This is a genomic window from Maribellus sp. CM-23 (assembly GCF_021354595.1).
Lineage (GTDB): Bacteria > Bacteroidota > Bacteroidia > Bacteroidales > Prolixibacteraceae > Draconibacterium.
The window spans coordinates 1,807,934-1,825,533 of sequence record NZ_JADWYJ010000001.1 but is presented as its reverse complement, the minus strand read 5'-3'; the positions used below and the strand labels follow the sequence as shown (position 1 = coordinate 1,825,533).

The following is a 17,600-nucleotide window of genomic DNA, read 5'->3' as shown; positions in this document are numbered from 1 at the left end:
CACTTTGTTCCACGTGAAACGCTAGCGACCCAACATAACTAAAAGTACGTTTATATCAGCAGGAGACACTCCTGAGATCCTTTTAGCCTGTCCGATCGTCTTTGGTTTTATTTTATCTAATTTTAATCGAGCTTCAGTTGAAAGAGATTTCAATTCGAGATAATTAAATTTATCTTCAATTACTATGTTGTCCAATTTGACGAATTTCTCTGCCAGTTGTTTCTCTCTATTAATATATCCTTCGTATTTAATCGCGATCTCAGCTCCTTCAATAATTTCATTTTTTCTGTCTTCAGGCAAATCTCTGAGAAACGCTTTAAAGGGAGTAATCACGTCCACCAAATGAAATATCGAAATCTGAGGCCTTAATATAATTTCATACAATTTTACCCCCTGCTTGAGTTCCGAAGTACCTTTCTCTACCATTAAGTCGTTAACAAACCTTGGTTTAACAGAAAAGTCTTTTGTAAAACTTATAATACGGTTTATCCAGTCATATTTTTCCTCCAACAACCTAACACGTTCATTACTCGCTAAACCCAACTCATTTGAACGTCGCGTCAAACGAATATCTGCATTATCCTGTCTTAACAAAATACGATACTCGGCCCTACTGGTAAACATTCGATAAGGCTCATCTACACCCTTTGTAACAAGATCATCTATCAAAACGCCTATATAGGCTTCATCCCTACCTAAAATGAACTCATTTTTAAGGTTTTGTGCCTTTAAATGAGCATTAATTCCCGATATAATACCTTGAGCACCAGCCTCTTCGTATCCTGTAGTTCCATTAATCTGACCAGCAAAATACAGATTGCTAACCAACTTTGTTTCAAGAGTATGCATAAGCTGAGTAGGATCAAAATAGTCGTACTCGATAGCATAACCAGGTCGGAAAATTTTAGCATTTTCAAGTCCTGGTACTTTATTCAAAGCATTTAATTGCACATCCCAGGGAAGTGACGATGAAAAACCATTTAAATAAAACTCGATGGTATTTTCCCCTTCCGGTTCCAGAAACAACTGATGCTGTTGCTTCTCTGCAAAGGTCACAAGTTTTGACTCGATACTGGGGCAATACCTGGGACCAGCACCCTGGATGGTTCCATCGAACATCGGAGACAAATCGAACCCTTTCTCAAGTTCGTCGTGCACATCAGGACTTGTATAAGTGATCCAGCAAGACCGTTGCTTTAACGAAGACTTAGCTTCCGGCAAATAGGAAAATTTAAAATATCCTTCATCACCCTTTTGCTCTGTTAGCTTACTAAAATCGATAGTTCTTCCATCAATCCGAACAGGAGTCCCTGTTTTTAAACGTCCGGTTTTAAAACCGTGTTCAAACAGCTGTTCAGTGATGTTGTATGACGCGGACTCTCCAATCCTGCCACCTTGCATTTTTGAAGCACCAATGTGCATTAGGCCATTAAGAAAGGTTCCGTTGGTAAGTATTACGGTTTCTGATTGAAACTCAATACCAATCTTTGTCCGAACACCGGTAACCTTCTTATTATCAATTAGTAAACCTATAACAGCATCCTGCCAGAGATCCAGATTATCAATGCTTTCCAATACATTTCGCCACTCTTCCACGAAGCGAAAACGATCATTTTGGGCACGTGGACTCCACATTGCTGGCCCCTTTGACCGATTCAGCATTCTGAACTGAATGGTTGTCTTGTCGGCAATAATACCAGAATAACCGCCTAAAGCGTCGATCTCGCGCACTATTTGCCCTTTGGCAATACCTCCCATGGCAGGATTACAGGACATTTGACCATACTTGGTCATATCCATGGTAATCAGCAAGGTTTTAGAACCTAAATTTGCAGCAGCAGCGGCGGCTTCGCAACCAGCGTGGCCCCCTCCTACTACAATAACATCGTATTTTGGTATCATTTTTCCAACCCCTTAAAATCAACTTCACTCAAATAAAAATCTTCTTTGCTTCGCATTAAGACCTTTTCTTCCTCTGTTTTATCCTTGTATCCAACTAAATGCAGGGTTCCGTGAAAAACGACCCTGTAAAGCTCTTTTAAGAGCGTTGAATCGAATTGAACGGCATTATCCTTCACCCGGTCTACACTGATAAAAAGATCGCCGGAAATAACGTTTCCTTCCACATAATCGAAGGTTATTATATCCGTATAATAATCGTGATTCAGATACTCTTTGTTCATTTTCAGCAGATACTCATCCGAACAAAAAATAACTGAAATATCACCTATTTCCCTTAACTCTTTTTCAATCAAAGAATTAAGCTGCAAATTTAAAATATTTTCGTGAATTGAAATTGGATCAATGTCTTCGAAGTAAAATTCGACTGAATTCATTAACATAGAATTTTAAATTGGAGGCTGTTTCCTCTCTTATTGAACTCAACGGAATTGGATAAAGTTTTTATAATATGAATACCTCTCCCTGATTCCTTTTTTATATTTTCTTTTGATGTTGGGTCAGGAACTCCTTCAAAATCAAAACCTTCGCCTTCATCGGTTACACTAATAACCAAACTGTGTGTTAAACAATCAACCTTCACTTTTATTTCCTTGTGCTGTACGTTCTTATTTCCATGTACAATTGAATTGACAATGGCTTCCGACAAACACAATAAACTTTTGTTAAAACAACTTTCTGGCAACATATGAACGGTAAAAATTTCCCTTAAGAAGATTTCTACTCTTTTAAGCTCGGTTTGCGAAGATTTAATCACCAATATGTAGCGAGGTGGTTCTATCACTGGTTGCTCTTAATATTATTCAAATACTGCTTGTATTTACTGTTATAAAAGTTGTTCAATTTATGAGAATTCTTGTTTAAATATTCTATCGAGTAATTTTCTTTTTCTTTATACTCAAAAAATTTAACGGGGTTACTATAAAATTCATCGGCGCTTTCTGATTCACGTTTTTCTTCAAACTCTCGCTCCATCTCGGCTTTTTCAGCTTCAAGTAAACGAGTGGTTATTAAATTTTGTCTTTTAATCGTTTGCGCATTTATCGATTTATTCATCAACTCCTTTCGGTTCTCTTCCAACATTTTATCGATTTGCTGCAATGCGTTTCGTGCTCCGCTCCCAACACTTCCGTTATTCATCATTTCGCGGATCATTTGCTGCATCATTTCGTGCTGCATTAAACTTTCGCCCAACTGTTGATTCATGCCCTGGCTACCACCTTCTTTCATTTGCTGAATCATATTTTCCAGCTGTTTCTTTAGACTTTCAGAAGACTGTTTTAAATCCTGCATTCCACTACCCATTCCTCCGGGATTTTCACATTGCTGATCGCCGGGTTGTGCATTGGCCTGCTGTTTTTCCATTTGCTCCAATACTTCGTTGAGCAATAAAGCCAGGTTATTGGCAGCAGTTATGACAAACTGCTGACTTCCCCTTGCCTGTGGAAACAATGCTTCTTCCATCTCCGAAGATGCCTTGTTCAAATTGATCTCCAGCGAAACAAGCTCATTATTAATAGTACTGGTAATCTGCGGAGTACGCATCGCCAGTGCATAAAGTGAATCTTTCACAATGTTGCTCTGATCCTTGATCCTTTTTTGATGGAGGTTGAGTTGAACCAACTGCGGATCTTTGGCATCAACACCCGAAAGTCCGTTTAAAATATCTTCCTGGTTGAAACTAATATAAATCAAGTTGCTAAGAATCTGTCGCAGGTTCTGCATATTTTCCATGTTTTGCTCCTGACTGTTCATATCCAGCATTTGCTGCATTCCGAAGGCCATATTTTTCATCTTTTCAGATGTCTCCTTCATACTCGAACCCGACTTCTTTCTATTCTTTTGATCCAGATTTTCCTTGCTTTTTTCGATGCTTTCATCCACGTTTTTAAAATCTTCCTCAAACTCGTCGAACATCATCGGCTTTTCGAGTTCCTCGTTCATGTTTAAAGCATCTTTAATCTGGTTATGAAGGTCTTCCAGTTCTTTACCGTGTTTATCAACCGCCTCTTTGGCTTGTTCAAAATTTTTCTCTTCCAGTATTTCTTCTGCCATCTTTTCTTCTTCACCGGCCATCTCTTCAATCTTGTCGATTACATCCTGTAATTTTTGCTCAATTTTCATCTTTTTGAGCATTTCCAGGTTCCGGTCCAATTGTTTTTGAAGATCATCAAACGACATGTCCATATTCTTACTCAGCTGATTTAACTTTTTGCTGTCGAACTCTTCAGCCAACTTGTTAAATTCTTCCATCAGCTTTTTCAACTCATCAGTAAAAACTTCATCCAGCAACTCTTCAATCTGCTTTTGCTTTTCAAGAATATCAGTATTGGGTTTATCAAATGAATTGAGGTAATTATTCAGATTCTCGTTGCTTTGTTTTACCTGATCATACAGCTTTTCCAGCTGATTTTGTTTTTGAACAATGTCGTTGACCATCTGCGATTTCTCCCAGTCAGAAACAGAAGTATCCATGTTTTTAAACTGCAAATTCTTAAGATCCTGCTGAATTTCATTGGCCAACTTCTGACTCTTATTCAGCATATTTTCAAGCGTTTCAAACTGCTCCTTGTCAAAAGCCTGTAATTCCTGCTGATTTGGAAAATGAAAGGTAAAACTTTTAGAGGCAGTTGTTTTATAACGATTTATAGCATCGTTATCGCTAACCGAAAAATAATAGGAAATAATGCCTTCTTTATCCGGAAGGTCAGCAAAATCGTAACTGAAGTAAAAATCCTGATCTGTTAAATTCCTGACAACCGGTAGTACAATACTTGAATCGGTGTTATCAACATTGTAATGAAAACGAAGAGAAGAAAACCCGTAGTCGTCGCCAATAAGTCCTTTGTAAAAAAAGCGTGTGATATGCGTTGAATCCTGCATTTGAATCACATCTATTTCAGGATACAAATCGGGTATCACTTCTACTGAATACGAAAGAGCCAACTCAGGTTCCGTTACTTTATTCTGTATAAACACATTATAAGCCGCCGACTTGTAAAAGTTTCTTTCAACCACAAATCCTTCGTCATCCTTTTTAGCATTAATCCGAAGCGAATCGTCTAAAATAATGTACAACGAATCCACGTCCATTCCACTAAAAAGCCATTTTAACCGCGTTCCGTTTGGTACCTGCAAATCACCGATATTGTAAAAAACCTGGCTTTTCAACGATGTATAAACAGGCGGCGTTACCTCGGTTTTAAACCCATTAATACCAGGTTTCGGAAGTAACTGTAGTTGATAAGTATCCGATTTATACTTCAAATCAGTAAAATAAAAACGAACCGGGTTGATCACCGAAGCCATTTCAAATTCATACTCCCCTTCTGCTCCCGTTTTCATTAAATAGTTGTTTCCTTCTATATTAATGTATGCGATCTGTGGAATTTCATTTCCTTCGGCCGTTACCCTGACAGTAAAAGCATCTCCCTTTTTTGCCTTCAACTCTTTATTCTGCAAATGAAAGGTAAAGGGAGCCGGTTTTACAAACGTCTCGTTGTAATGGATGATCCTGTGTGTCGATTCAGTAAAAATATTCTTGTTAATAACCAACAAACCTAAAGTAACAACAGCACTAATGAACAGATATACAGCGACTAATCGTATATTTTTAAAACTAACCGCTTCGTTAAAATCAAAAACCTTTAGTTCATTGATCTTTTGATCGATACTCGCCAATAAAATATCATTTGAAACATCTTCACTTTTATATTCTGATAACTCAATAATATTCAACAACTTATCCTGAATACCCGAGAAATGATTCTGAATTAACTGAGAAGTAGATTTTAAATTCAGCGGCTTTAAAACGTGCGCCAGACGTAACAACGGAATCCCAACAAAACTAACAAGTAGTAAAACCGAAAAAACGATAAACCCGTAAAACACTATCTTTCTGGCTTCTGAAGAAAGGTAACCAACATATTCGATCAGCGAAAAGGCTGTGAATAACACAATCAAAACCGCTGCGCTTACTACTAAACCCTTAATTAACTGGTACGAATAGTACTTAAGTTGAAAGGTATTTAGTTTATGAACAAGTATGTCGAAACTTTTCGTCATTTAATTATTTTTCAGGCCCTTGCAAAATAGCTCAATTGTTAACAAAGTGTGTGTTTTTTGCTCACAAAACAAAAATAATCTTTTCATTTAATATTTGGTTTATCCGCAAATTTCTACATATAACAACGAGGACAAAAAAGAATTGTTAGAAGCGTGAAAATTTAAGGTGAATATTTCAACACTATTTACACTGGTTGATATCCTTCTTTTCTTTCTACACCGCGCTATTAACAATTGTTTATAACAACAGAAACAGGATTAAATTATAGCGTCTTACTATTGCTTACACCTGTTTAAAACCCCTTAAAAATTCCGTTAACAGTGTCTTCATAAAAACTGGGAAATACTAATTAACACTTACCAACAGGTTATAATAAACACCATTAGTTTTTTATATTTGTTTTCAATATTAATATTAATACGGAAAGCTTGGACATTCTATTAGTTGAAGACAATGTACTGAACCAGAAAATCGTTTCTTTTAACCTGAAGAAATACAATTTCACGGTTACTGCTGTAACAAACGGACAGGATGCCATAGAGGCGGTGAAGAGTAATAGTTACCGGCTTATTTTAATGGATCTGATGTTACCGGGCATGAACGGCTACGAAATAACCGGTGAAATTAGAAAATACGAAACAGAAAAAGGCGTTGAAAATCAGGTTCCTATAATTGCTATTACCGCTAATACACTGGATAACGACCGGGAAAAATGTTTTGAAGCCGGTATGAATGAATACCTTTCGAAACCTTTTACTGCGGAGCAACTATTGGAGAAAGTGATGCACTTTTTAGCTTAATTGTTAATAAATGGAAGAAGATAATCTGGACATACGGGGAGGCTCATACACGGAGACGGAAAGAGAGCTGGATAAAAAACTAAGGCCACTTCAGTTCAGTGATTTCAAAGGGCAGAAACAAATTGTTGAAAACCTTGAAATATTTGTAAAAGCGGCTAAAATGAGGGGGGAAGCCCTGGACCATGTTTTATTGCACGGTCCTCCGGGATTGGGAAAAACCACCTTATCAAATATTATTGCCAACGAACTGGGCGTAGGTTTTAAAATTACTTCGGGACCGGTGCTGGATAAACCTGGCGATTTGGCGGGTTTATTGACAAACCTGGAAGAAAGCGATGTATTGTTTATCGACGAGATTCATCGTTTGTCGCCCATTGTGGAAGAATACCTGTATTCGGCCATGGAAGACTTTCGGATTGATATAATGATCGACAAGGGACCCAGTGCAAGATCGGTACAGCTCGAATTAAGCCCTTTTACGCTGATTGGAGCCACAACCCGCTCCGGACTGTTAACTTCTCCCTTGCGGGCGCGTTTTGGCATTAAATCGCACCTGGAGTACTACGACGCGGATGTATTGACTCTAATTGTTAAACGCTCGGCCGGTATTTTAAATGTGGCGATCACCGAAGATGCTGCGCGCGAAATTGCATTGCGAAGTCGTGGAACACCGCGTATCGTCAATTCATTGCTCCGGAGAGTGCGTGATTTTGCGCAGGTAAAAGGCGATGGAAACATTGAAATAGAAATTACGCGTCATGCACTGGCAGCTATGAACATCGATAAATATGGTTTGGATGAAATGGATAACCGTATTTTGTCTTCCATCATCGACAAATTCAAAGGCGGACCTGTTGGAATAACCACCATTGCTACCGCAGTTGGTGAAGATGCAGGTACGATAGAAGAAGTCTACGAACCCTTTTTAATCAAAGAAGGATTTATTAAACGAACTCCCCGCGGAAGAGAAGTTACCGAATTGGCCTACAAACATTTGGGTAAAATAAAATACGGCGACTCCCCTACTCTATTTTGAAATAAATTTTACTTCAAACAAACGGGAATACAGTTTACCGGTTACAAACATGCGGTCGTTTTCGGCATCGTAAGCAATACCGTTCAGGTAGTCGATGCGTTCGCCTTGTTTGTGATAAAGGTTGATGATTCCGGCCATGTTGATCTCTTCCACTATTTTTCCGGTTGCAGCATCAATTTTTACGATGTAATCAGAGGTGTAAACGTTGGCATAAATAAAACCGTTCACATATTCCAGCTCGTTCAAATTGGCCATTAATGTTCGGTCGTTACCAACCTGTAGTTTTTTTACCACCGAAAAATCATCCGGACTAATCCAGGTAAGAACATGTGTACCGTCACTCATAATAAGGTTTTTACCATCGTTGGCAAGTCCCCATCCTTCGGGTGAAGCGTAAGTAAAACTATCGATAACTGCCAGTGTTTCCAAATCGTAGACAAAGCCTTTTTGAGCACGGTAAGTAAGTTGGTAGATCTTGTTGTTTAATATGGTAATTCCTTCGCCAAAATATTTGTCATCCATTTCAAATACCTGCAGCGGCTTGCCTGTTGAAACATCGATTTTCATCAGTCTTGAATGACCTTTTTCCCCGGTTCCTTCGTAAAGAAAACCATTGTGGTATTCCAGCCCCTGCGTATACGAAGTGGTTAAGTGCGGGTAATTATTCAGCACCTGATAAGAAAACTGAGCAGGTTTAACATCCGACAAAACCGTGATGGGCTTTGAACGTGTATTTTTCAAACCATCTGTTTTTTCGGCATGAACATTTAAATTTATATTTCCAACTTCCTTTAATTCAATATCTTTCTCAGTAAAATCAAGTTCGTTACTTTCTTTTATCAATTTATTTTGAAGGTATAGATTGACCGATTTTAATTCCCCATCTCGAAGTTTGGTTTTTACATTTACCGAAACTTTTTCGCCGCAAATGTATTGCGGTTTTTCGGGTTGAAGTGTGATGGTGCTAACCGGTTTTCGTGCTCGTTTTTCCGATTTACTTGAACACGAAAAGGTGGTTACAAACAAGGCAATGATCAGGAATATGGGAAAAAGCTTTTGTTTCATCTGCTTTTGAATAATTAAAAGTTCAAAGATAAAACTATTAAATGTTTGCTGTTAAATGTATTTTATCTTTGCTCAAAAATAATACTCGATTGAATCCTTTCAAAAAATTAGCCGGCGATACAGCTATTTATGGCGTTAGCAGCATAGTAGGGCGTTTCCTGAACTGGTGGCTTGTCCCCTACTACTCTTTTATGTTTTTGCCCGAACAATACGGGGTGGTTACCAACATGTATGCCTACGTGGCTTTTTTCCTGGTATTGCTCACGTACGGGATGGAAACTTCGTATTTCAGGTATGCATCGCGAAGCGACAAGCCCGAAGAAGTTTATTCCACATCGTTGATTTCGTTGCTGTTTACCACGCTTTCTTTTGTGCTGCTGGCCTCGGCTTTCCGGCACGAAATTGCTGCCTGGATTCGCTATCCCGATCATCCGGAATACATACTTTGGTTTGCCATCATCCTGGGAATAGACGCATTTACTGCCATTCCTTTTGCACGGCTAAGGCTGAACAACCGGCCGATAAAATTCGCGATGTTGAAGTTTATTTTCATCGGTTTTAACATCGGTTTTAACCTGTTCTTTATTTCGCTTTGCCCGAAGCTGGTGGAAAACAACCCCGACTCCATTGTTAACCTGGTGTATTCCAAAGAAATTGGCGTTGGCTATGTTTTTATTTCCAACCTGCTGGCTTCAGTAATAGTATTGGTTTTACTGCTTCCCGAGATTTTCCGTATCTCTTTTCGTTTTGATAAAAAGCTGCTGAAACAAATGCTGAATTACGGCTTTCCGATTCTGATCGTGGGATTAACCGGGATGATCAATCAAAACATAGATAAAGTACTGTTGCCCTTTTTATTGCCGCAGAACCAGGATCCGATGTTTCAGCTGGGAATTTACGGAGCCAACTACAAACTGGCCGTACTGATGAATATGTTCATTCAGGCATTTCGCTATGCGTTTGAACCTTTCTTTTTTGCACGTGGCGGCTCAAAAGACGATCCCCGGATATATGCCGTGGTAATGAAGTATTTCGTGATTTTCGGGCTGATCATTTTCCTCGGAATGATGCTTTACCTCGACATTGTAAAGCTAATCATCGATCCTAAATACCACGAAGGATTGAAAGTGGTTCCGCTGGTTTTGCTGGCCAACCTCTTTTTTGGCATTTATTTTACGCTTTCGCTGTGGTACAAACTTACCGACAAAACCCGTTACGGCGCTTATATGGCTCTCGTTGGATCGTCTATTACCCTGATTTTAAATTTTTTATTGATACCGGTTATGGGTTATATGGGCTCGGCTATCGCTGTTTTTGTCTGTTTTCTGGCCATGATGATTATATCGTTTGTGTTGGGGCAAAAACATTACCCGGTTCCTTATGATTTAAAGCGGATTGGAACTTATGCTATTTTCGCCGCGGTATTTTTTGCCGCTTCCTATTTTACTGAAAGTTTACCTTCACTACTGAAATACGGTGTGAATACCGTTTTCATGCTTCTTTTTCTGGGAACTGTTTTTAAACACGAAAAAAATGACCTGCTAAAATTGTTTAAAGCAGGAAATAAAAAGTAAATACAGTATTTAAGTTTCTATATATCAATTACTAATAGTTGTAATAAAGCTTATTTTATCTCGTTTCATAAATATAAGGAATGAATGAGATAAATATGAAAAAGTATTAATTTTGTGGGATTATGAATATTGAAGGTAAAATTATTGCTTTGGCCAGCGATCACGCAGGCTTTCTGAAAAAACAGGTGATCATAAAATTCCTGCAGGAGAACAACATTCCGTTTAAAGATTTTGGGTCTTACTCAGAAGAAAGTGTGGACTATCCGGTTTACGCGCATTTAATCGGTGAAGCCATTGAAAAAGGAGAGTACGAAACGGGTATTACTTTTTGCGGAACAGGGCAGGGAATCAGTATTGCAGCTAACAAGCACCAGGGCGTTCGTTCGGCTATTTGCTGGAATCCGGAAATCGCTGTATTAGCGCGTCAGCACAACAATGCAAACATTTGTGCCATTCCGGGCCGCTTTGTTGGCGACGAAGAAGCAATTGCCATTGTAAAAGCCTTTTTAAGTACTGATTTCGAAGGAGGAAGACACGCCCGCAGGGTAGACCAGATTCCTATTTGTTAGTGAATGACGGAACTGAAAAACATATTTCTTCAGGATTCTAAAATAGCTTTTAACAAACAGCATCGACGAACCTTAAATTTCAACATTTCGAAGTATGATGAAGCAGTGGCCAAAGGCAAGCTTCGTTATACCAACCTTGAATTGGCGAAACAACGTGCTTCTTATTTCAAAGAAAAAGTAGTTTCAAATCTTGCTGCACATCTCACGGAGTTTGAAAAGAATGCCCAAAAAAACGGGATTGAAGTGGTTTGGGCACGCGATGGAAAAGAAGCAGTGGAGGAGATTAAGAAAGTTCTGGAGGCCGTAAATGCAAAAGTTCTGGTGAAAAGTAAGTCGATGATCTCGGAAGAGATTGAACTGAATGAACACCTGGAACAGGCAGGTTACGAGCCGGTTGAAACCGATTTAGGGGAATTTATTGTGCAGGTAGCCGGCGAGAAGCCTTACCATATTTTAACGCCTGCCATGCACAAATCGAAAGAAGATGTGGCGACGCTTTTCAATCAAAAATTTGATACACCCGAAAATTCGACACCTGAAGAACTCACCAAATTTGTTCGCGGGGTTTTGCGTAAAAAATTTACCAGTGCCGAAGTCGGAGTGACCGGATCCAATTTTTTAGTAGCCGATATCGGGGGAGTGGCTCTGACCGAAAACGAGGGGAACGGAATGATGTCGGTTTCCTTTCCAAAGGTGCACATTGTCATCACCGGCATCGAAAAAATAATTCCTTCGGTTAACGATCTGGCTTTGTTTTTCCCACTGTTGGCAACCCTTGGAACAGGGCAGCAGTTAACGGTATACAATTCGTTGTTTACCGGGCCCAGAAGAGTCAACGAAGCCAACGGACCGGAAAAAATGGTAGTAGTGTTGCTCGATAACAACCGAAGCAAAATAGCGGAAGAAAAAGAGCGCTACAAAGCCTTGAAATGCCTGCGCTGCGGAGCTTGTTTAAATGCCTGTCCGATCTACAAAAATGTAGGTGGTTATACGTACAATACTACTTACAGCGGACCAATTGGCTCGGTGATTACACCGGTTATGAAGGGTTTTAAGTTTGATCACCTGAGTTTTGCCTGCACCATTTGCGGGGCTTGTACACAGGTGTGCCCGGTTAAAATTCCTTTACACGATTTGCTTTTGCTCAACCGCAAAACAAGTGTTGAAACAAAGCACACTTCTTTGGGCTGGAATATGGGAATGAAAGCCTACGAATGGGCCTTTAAAAAGAGAAAAAACCTGGATATGGTCAACGGCTCGGTAAAAAACGGCCTGTTGAAAATGCAACCTACGATATTGGGCGACCGAAAACAGTTTCCACCGGTAGCCAAAACTTCGTTTAGTAAACAATGGAAATCACATAAAACGTCTTAATTATGTTATCGAATACGTGTAAATATGCTCTTAGAGCCCTCATTTATCTGGGAAAATTTTCTACCGAAGACAAACGAATCGGTATCAAGAAAATTTCGGAAGATCTTGAATTGTCATCACCCTTTTTGGGGAAAATTCTTCAAAACCTGGTAAAGCAAAAACTGCTGGTTTCCACCAAAGGACCCAATGGCGGATTTTCGCTGGCCAGAAATGCTTCTGAAATTTCGTTGTGGGAAATTGTAACCAAGGTTGATGGCGAAGAGTTTTTCACCAACTGCCTGATCAGGCTGGAACCGTGTAAAACACACGATCCGTCAAAACCGCTGTGTCCGGTACACGCCCAGTATGAAGTTCTCAGAAATCAAATCCGTGGATTTTACACCGAAACAACGCTTGAGAAGATTGGCGAGGACATCGATAAATACGAAGACCTGGTAAAACTTTAGAGATATTTTTCCAGTTTTTTACCTGAAGCAAACAGGCGAAAAAGAATGGTAGCACTTAGTAATCCGGCTACATTGGCCCAAAGGTCAAGTACATCGGATTGTCGGGTAACGGATATTTTATGTTGAACCGATTCCAGCATTACAGCCAAACATATGGCTACCAGTGGTGCCCAGAAATAGTAGTTGGGCGTAAGTTTTTTTACCGGTCTGAAAAGCAGCAGGCACAGGATAAAAAACAGAAAAAAATGGACGATTTTATCCAAATGAGGAATCCTTAAAAAGGGTTCTGCGGGCAGTTGGCTCGCCGGAATAAAAAGTAAAAAACACGTAAGTAATAACCAAATCGTAAGTCTCCAGTAATCGTTAAATTTCAACATGGCGGGAATTTATATTCATATTCCTTTTTGCAGGCAGAAGTGCTATTATTGCGATTTTTACAAAACCGTTAATACCACCTTAAAACCTAAGTTTTTACAAAGCCTGAAAGCGGAGGCAAAGGTACGTAAAAACTACCTTGGAAACGAGGCGGTCGAAACCATTTATTTTGGAGGAGGAACCCCGTCGGTGCTTGAAGCCGGCGAGTTGGCGGATATACTGGAGCATTTAAATGAGCTATTTGAAGTAAAGGAAAATACAGAAATCACCTTCGAGGCTAACCCCGATGATTTAACTCCTGCATATCTGAAAGCAATAAAACAGGGAGGAGTTAACCGACTGAGCGTGGGGATTCAGGCATTGCAAAACCAGCATCTTCAAAAAATGAACCGCCGGCACGATGCCAGCCAAGCCATCGAAGCCATTCATAATGCTGCAAAAATTGGTTTTAACAATATCAGTGTCGATCTTATTTACGGGCTACCCGGTTTAACCGAAAGCGAGTGGAAAGACAGTCTAAGCCAGGTTTTTGAATTGCCCGTACAGCATCTTTCAGCGTATCATTTAACCTATCACGAAGGCACAGCGTTTTACACCTGGTTAAAAAAGGGCACACTCCGGGAATTAAGCGAAACCGAAAGTGTAAAGCAGTTTGAAATTTTGATAGACAAAGCAGCTTCGGCGGGTTTTGAGCAGTACGAAATCTCAAATTTTGCGCGTAACGAATTGTATTCTCAGCACAATACTTCGTACTGGCAAGGGAAAAAATACCTGGGTTTAGGGCCTTCAGCACATTCTTTTGACCAGCAATCGCGCCGGTGGAACACTTCACATGTCGAATCGTATATCAAGGCCATCGACAACGGATTAGCCTTTTCCGAGGAAGAAATACTAAGTGAAAATGACCGCTACAACGAATACATTTTGACCCGCATCCGAACCAAATGGGGAGTTTCGTTAACGGCTATTAATGAGCTTTTTGGAGAAGAAATGAAAAGCTATTTTCTAACGCAGTTAAAAAAATATGTTGACGCCGGGTTGGTAAACCTGGAAAACGACCGGGTCACTTTACCCCGGAAAGGTCTGTTTGTTTCGGACGAGATAATGACCGACCTGATGATTATTTGATTGTCAACCAATAAGTTGAATTCGCATTCTGTCTGAAAAATATTGATAAAAGCAAAGGTGGGTGGCATTATTTATCTATCTTTGCGGTTCTTTGAAAATCAGATTGCATGCAAGTAAAAATTGTCAATAAATCGAGGAATGAGCTGCCGGCTTACAGTACAAAACTTTCTGCCGGAATGGATTTACGCGCGAATCTCGATCAGCCGGTAACTTTAAAACCCTTACAAAGAGCTTTGGTTCCAACGGGCCTGTTTATCGAACTACCCGAAGGTTACGAAGCACAGGTACGTCCCCGAAGCGGACTGGCCCTTAAAAAGGGAATAACGGTTTTGAATACGCCCGGAACAATCGATGCGGATTACCGGGGTGAAATAGGCGTCATTTTGATCAACTTGTCGCAGGAAGATTTTGTTATAGAGAACGGTGAACGAATCTGTCAGATGGTAATTTCGAGCCACGAAACTGTGGAATGGGATTTGGTAGAAGTGCTGGAGGAAACAGAAAGAGGAGCGGGTGGCTTTGGTCACACCGGGAAAAATTAACATGAAGAAAAGAATAGTACAAGGATTAGGAGCTGCATTTTTGTTGGCGTCATTTATTTCCTGTTCAGGACCTAAAAAAGTCACCGAACAGGAAGTCGTCAAAGCTGCTGTAGATAAACCCGTTGATGAGCTGGCCGAAGAACAGCAAAAACAATTTGAATACCTTTTTGTAGAAGCCTTAAAACAGAAGATGTTTGGCAATCCGCAAAAGGCCATTCAGTTGCTGTCAAGCTGTTTGGAGATTGATCCAAACTCGTCGGCAGCCATGTTCGAGCTGGCAAACATCCACGCGGTAAACAACGATTTTACCAGTGCTTCTTTGTTGCTGGAGAAAGCCATTTCGCTGAATCCTGACAATAAATGGTACAAAGTATTGCTGGCTCAAATTTACCAGCAAACCCGCAAGTTTTCAGAAGCGGCCGATTTGTATGCAGAACTGATAAAAAAAGAACCGGAAAATCTGGAATACATTTACATGAATGCAGCGTTGCTCGCCAGTGCAGAGCGCTACGACGAGGCTATTGCTGCCTACAACAAAATGGAAAAGGAAACCGGGATAAACGAACAGATTTCGGTAGCCAAACAGCAGGTGTATGTTTCGCAGGGAAAAATAGATAAAGCTTTTGAAGAGATTCAGAAACTGATTGACAATAACCCTGGAGAAGCCAAGTATTACGGTTTACTGGCCGATTTATACCACAGTCAGGGCGACGATGAAAATGCCTTGAAATACTACCAGAAAATTCAGGAACTGGATCCCGAAAATGGTTTTGTGCATTTTTCCCTGGCCAATTATTACCTCGAAAACGGAGATACGGAAAAATCGTTTGAAGAAACCAAAAAGGGCTTTGAAAGCGGATCGGTGGAAGTTCAGACCAAGCTTCAACTGTACATGATGCTGACCAATAACAATACGCAGCCAAAACTTACGGAGGAGCAGGAAAACGAACTGATCGCTATTTTGCTGGAAAAACACCCGGACGATGCGCTGGTTCATACAATTTATGCCGAAAGCCTGCTAAAAAAACAAAAGCTGGCAGAAGCAAGAACCGAATTGCTGAAATCGCTGGAGATCGAGAAAAACGATTACATGATTTGGGAACGGGTGATGCTGATCGACAACGATCTGCAGGACTGGAATAGCTTGTATACACACACAAAGGAAATTATGGAGTTGTTTCCCAACCAGCCACAAGGCTACTTTTTCCATGCCATTGCCTGTGTTCAGCTCGAAAAGTTTGAAGAAACAGTTACAGTTGCCGACGAAGGGATGGATTTTGTAATTCAGAACCCGCAACTGAAATCCAACTTCCTGATGCTAAAAGGAGAAGCCATTTACAAGCAAAACAAAAAAGAGGAAGCTTATAAATTGTTTGACAAGGCATTGGAACAGGATCCTGAAAATTACCTGATTTTGAACAACTATGCTTACTACCTGTCGGTTGAAGGGAAAGAGCTGGATAAAGCCGAACGGATGAGTGGAAAAGTAGTGGAACGCTTCCCCGATAATTCAACTTACCTGGATACACATGCCTGGGTTTTGTTCAAAAAAGGAGAATATACGCTGGCTAAGTTTTACATGGAGTCGGCCCTGAAAAACGGGGGAGAGGATAACCCAACCCTGCTCGAACATTACGGCGACATTCTGTTTATGCTTAAAAAGCTGGATGAAGCCAAAGCCTATTGGGAAAAAGCAAAGAATTTCGGAGGAGATTCGGAGGTTCTGCTGCGTAAAATAAAGGAACAAAAATATATTGAAGAATAGAAAATGGGAAAACGTTCCTTGTTTAAATTTCCACTTATTGTTTTTTTTCTGTTTTTGATTGGAGCAAGTGCCTGTAAGGCCCCGCGTGAAGTGGTTAGAACGGCCATTAAACCAATGGGCACCAATCGTTTGTTGAAAAACATTGAAGAGAATGCGTTTGATTACGAGTACCTGACGATTAAACGAATCAGCTGCCAGTTTTCCAGTTCCGAGAATAAATCATCGTTTCGAATTAACCTGAGGTCGAAGAAAGATGAGCAGATTCTGGTAGCGATCAGTAAGCTCAATATTCCGGTGGGTAGGGTGCTGCTTACTCCCGACAGCGTTAAATATGTGAATTACATCGATCACAATTATTTTGTGGACGATTATTCATTTATCAGCGATTTTTTGAATATGGACATCAACTTTGCCACCATTCAAAACATCATTTTCAACAATGTTTTTTCCTATCGCGACGACCCGCGTGACGATTACAAAACCTTTGATTCCTTTATTGAATCAGGGATGTATGTTCTTCAGTCGGAGAAAAACAGGAAGATCTTTAAGATGGAAAACAAAAGGCCGCAGAAGATCGACCGCCGCCTGAAACGCCTTGATGTGGAAGCGCTTATCCTGCAACGGATGTTTTTTGATCCGGTGCATTATTCCCTCAAAAAACTCGAAATATTTGACAAAACCAACAATCGTAACGTGTTTATGACGTTTGATGAATTTACGGAGGTAAATGGGAAAGAGTATCCGGGAGCTATCGATATGAGTTTTCAATCGGAAGTGGATAAAGTTTCGGTGTCGCTGAAAATGAGCGGTTTTTCAACCGAAGAAATCACTTCGTTTAGCATCAAAATACCGGAAAAATACGAGGAAATCCGTGTAAATTAAGCTTGTTTCATTTACATTC

Annotated in this window: 16 protein-coding genes; 10 read left to right on the top strand and 6 right to left on the bottom strand. The window is 40.1% G+C overall.

What is annotated here, in order from left to right:
- Positions 1 to 21: 21 nt before the first annotated feature.
- Genes mnmG through INQ51_RS07165 form a run of 4 tightly spaced genes read right to left on the bottom strand, consistent with a single transcriptional unit; the run spans position 22 to position 6,024 of the window.
- Complete coding sequence (gene mnmG, locus INQ51_RS07180; RefSeq protein ID WP_233377226.1) at positions 22 to 1,902, bottom strand: tRNA uridine-5-carboxymethylaminomethyl(34) synthesis enzyme MnmG; 1,881 nt, start codon at positions 1,900 to 1,902, stop codon at positions 22 to 24.
- Positions 1,899 to 2,336: an rRNA maturation RNase YbeY gene (gene ybeY / locus INQ51_RS07175; protein WP_233377224.1), complete on the bottom strand. Its 438-nt coding sequence runs from the start codon at positions 2,334 to 2,336 to the stop codon at positions 1,899 to 1,901. The genes mnmG and ybeY overlap by 4 nt, the downstream gene beginning before the upstream one ends.
- A complete protein-coding gene (locus INQ51_RS07170) occupies positions 2,336 to 2,743 on the bottom strand; it encodes an ATP-binding protein (protein WP_233377222.1) in 408 nt (135 codons plus the stop codon). The genes ybeY and INQ51_RS07170 overlap by 1 nt, the downstream gene beginning before the upstream one ends.
- Entirely contained in the window at positions 2,740 to 6,024 is a 3,285-nt protein-coding gene (locus tag INQ51_RS07165; protein ID WP_233377221.1) for a DUF4175 family protein, read from the bottom strand. The genes INQ51_RS07170 and INQ51_RS07165 overlap by 4 nt, the downstream gene beginning before the upstream one ends.
- A gap of 429 nt (positions 6,025 to 6,453) precedes the next feature.
- Between INQ51_RS07165 and INQ51_RS07160 the strand changes: the two genes are divergently transcribed.
- Entirely contained in the window at positions 6,454 to 6,825 is a 372-nt protein-coding gene (locus INQ51_RS07160; protein WP_233377219.1) for a response regulator, read from the top strand.
- A gap of 10 nt (positions 6,826 to 6,835) precedes the next feature.
- Positions 6,836 to 7,861 carry a Holliday junction branch migration DNA helicase RuvB gene (gene ruvB, locus INQ51_RS07155; RefSeq protein ID WP_233377217.1) on the top strand — a complete coding sequence of 342 codons (1,026 nt, stop codon included), beginning with the start codon at positions 6,836 to 6,838 and terminating at the stop codon, positions 7,859 to 7,861.
- On the opposite strand, the gene INQ51_RS07150 is transcribed toward ruvB, so the two are convergent.
- Positions 7,853 to 8,926: a glutaminyl-peptide cyclotransferase gene (locus tag INQ51_RS07150; protein ID WP_233377216.1), complete on the bottom strand. Its 1,074-nt coding sequence runs from the start codon at positions 8,924 to 8,926 to the stop codon at positions 7,853 to 7,855. The two genes, ruvB and INQ51_RS07150, sit on opposite strands and share 9 nt — an antisense overlap.
- 89 nt (positions 8,927 to 9,015) lie before the next feature.
- On the opposite strand from INQ51_RS07150, the gene INQ51_RS07145 reads away from it, so the two are divergent.
- The 4 genes from INQ51_RS07145 (at position 9,016) to INQ51_RS07130 (ending at position 12,889) form a co-directional block, all read left to right on the top strand.
- The gene (locus INQ51_RS07145) at positions 9,016 to 10,500 is read left to right on the top strand and encodes a lipopolysaccharide biosynthesis protein (RefSeq protein ID WP_233377213.1); all 1,485 of its coding nucleotides are present in this window, start codon (positions 9,016 to 9,018) and stop codon (positions 10,498 to 10,500) included.
- 122 nt (positions 10,501 to 10,622) lie between these two features.
- A complete protein-coding gene (rpiB, locus tag INQ51_RS07140) occupies positions 10,623 to 11,069 on the top strand; it encodes a ribose 5-phosphate isomerase B (RefSeq protein WP_233377211.1) in 447 nt (148 codons plus the stop codon).
- A gap of 3 nt (positions 11,070 to 11,072) precedes the next feature.
- Positions 11,073 to 12,443, top strand: a complete 1,371-nt coding sequence (locus INQ51_RS07135) for a lactate utilization protein B (protein ID WP_233377210.1) — start codon at positions 11,073 to 11,075, stop codon at positions 12,441 to 12,443.
- A gap of 2 nt (positions 12,444 to 12,445) precedes the next feature.
- On the top strand, positions 12,446 to 12,889 hold the full coding sequence (locus INQ51_RS07130; RefSeq protein WP_233377208.1) for an RrF2 family transcriptional regulator: 444 nt from the start codon (positions 12,446 to 12,448) through the stop codon (positions 12,887 to 12,889).
- Here the strand turns inward: INQ51_RS07130 and INQ51_RS07125 are convergent.
- Positions 12,886 to 13,266 (bottom strand): VanZ family protein, encoded by a 381-nt coding sequence (locus tag INQ51_RS07125; protein WP_233377206.1) that lies wholly within the window; start codon positions 13,264 to 13,266, stop codon positions 12,886 to 12,888. The genes INQ51_RS07130 and INQ51_RS07125 overlap by 4 nt on opposite strands.
- On the opposite strand from INQ51_RS07125, the gene hemW reads away from it, so the two are divergent.
- The 4 genes from hemW (at position 13,265) to INQ51_RS07105 (ending at position 17,581) form a co-directional block, all read left to right on the top strand.
- Entirely contained in the window at positions 13,265 to 14,392 is a 1,128-nt protein-coding gene (gene hemW / locus INQ51_RS07120) for a radical SAM family heme chaperone HemW (RefSeq protein WP_233377204.1), read from the top strand. The two genes, INQ51_RS07125 and hemW, sit on opposite strands and share 2 nt — an antisense overlap.
- Before the next feature lie 107 nt (positions 14,393 to 14,499).
- Positions 14,500 to 14,934, top strand: a complete 435-nt coding sequence (dut, locus tag INQ51_RS07115; protein ID WP_119437574.1) for a dUTP diphosphatase — start codon at positions 14,500 to 14,502, stop codon at positions 14,932 to 14,934.
- Position 14,935: 1 nt separating this feature from the next.
- Entirely contained in the window at positions 14,936 to 16,699 is a 1,764-nt protein-coding gene (locus tag INQ51_RS07110) for a tetratricopeptide repeat protein (RefSeq protein WP_233377202.1), read from the top strand.
- Between the two features lie 3 nt (positions 16,700 to 16,702).
- Positions 16,703 to 17,581 (top strand): DUF4292 domain-containing protein, encoded by an 879-nt coding sequence (locus INQ51_RS07105; RefSeq protein WP_233377200.1) that lies wholly within the window; start codon positions 16,703 to 16,705, stop codon positions 17,579 to 17,581.
- Positions 17,582 to 17,600: the final 19 nt, after the last annotated feature.

Excerpts from the sequence above, each read along its gene's own strand:
- mnmG (WP_233377226.1), bottom strand. The coding sequence starts at position 1,902 with ATGATACCAAAATACGATGTTATTGTAGTAGGAGGGGGCCACGCTGGT.
- ybeY (WP_233377224.1), bottom strand. The coding sequence starts at position 2,336 with ATGAATTCAGTCGAATTTTACTTCGAAGACATTGATCCAATTTCAATT.
- INQ51_RS07165 (WP_233377221.1), bottom strand. The coding sequence starts at position 6,024 with ATGACGAAAAGTTTCGACATACTTGTTCATAAACTAAATACCTTTCAA.
- ruvB (WP_233377217.1), top strand. The coding sequence starts at position 6,836 with ATGGAAGAAGATAATCTGGACATACGGGGAGGCTCATACACGGAGACG.
- INQ51_RS07150 (WP_233377216.1), bottom strand. The coding sequence starts at position 8,926 with ATGAAACAAAAGCTTTTTCCCATATTCCTGATCATTGCCTTGTTTGTA.
- rpiB (WP_233377211.1), top strand. The coding sequence starts at position 10,623 with ATGAATATTGAAGGTAAAATTATTGCTTTGGCCAGCGATCACGCAGGC.
- INQ51_RS07135 (WP_233377210.1), top strand. The coding sequence starts at position 11,073 with ATGACGGAACTGAAAAACATATTTCTTCAGGATTCTAAAATAGCTTTT.
- INQ51_RS07130 (WP_233377208.1), top strand. The coding sequence starts at position 12,446 with ATGTTATCGAATACGTGTAAATATGCTCTTAGAGCCCTCATTTATCTG.
- hemW (WP_233377204.1), top strand. The coding sequence starts at position 13,265 with ATGGCGGGAATTTATATTCATATTCCTTTTTGCAGGCAGAAGTGCTAT.
- INQ51_RS07125 (WP_233377206.1), bottom strand. The coding sequence starts at position 13,266 with ATGTTGAAATTTAACGATTACTGGAGACTTACGATTTGGTTATTACTT.
- dut (WP_119437574.1), top strand. The coding sequence starts at position 14,500 with ATGCAAGTAAAAATTGTCAATAAATCGAGGAATGAGCTGCCGGCTTAC.
- INQ51_RS07110 (WP_233377202.1), top strand. The coding sequence starts at position 14,936 with ATGAAGAAAAGAATAGTACAAGGATTAGGAGCTGCATTTTTGTTGGCG.
- INQ51_RS07105 (WP_233377200.1), top strand. The coding sequence starts at position 16,703 with ATGGGAAAACGTTCCTTGTTTAAATTTCCACTTATTGTTTTTTTTCTG.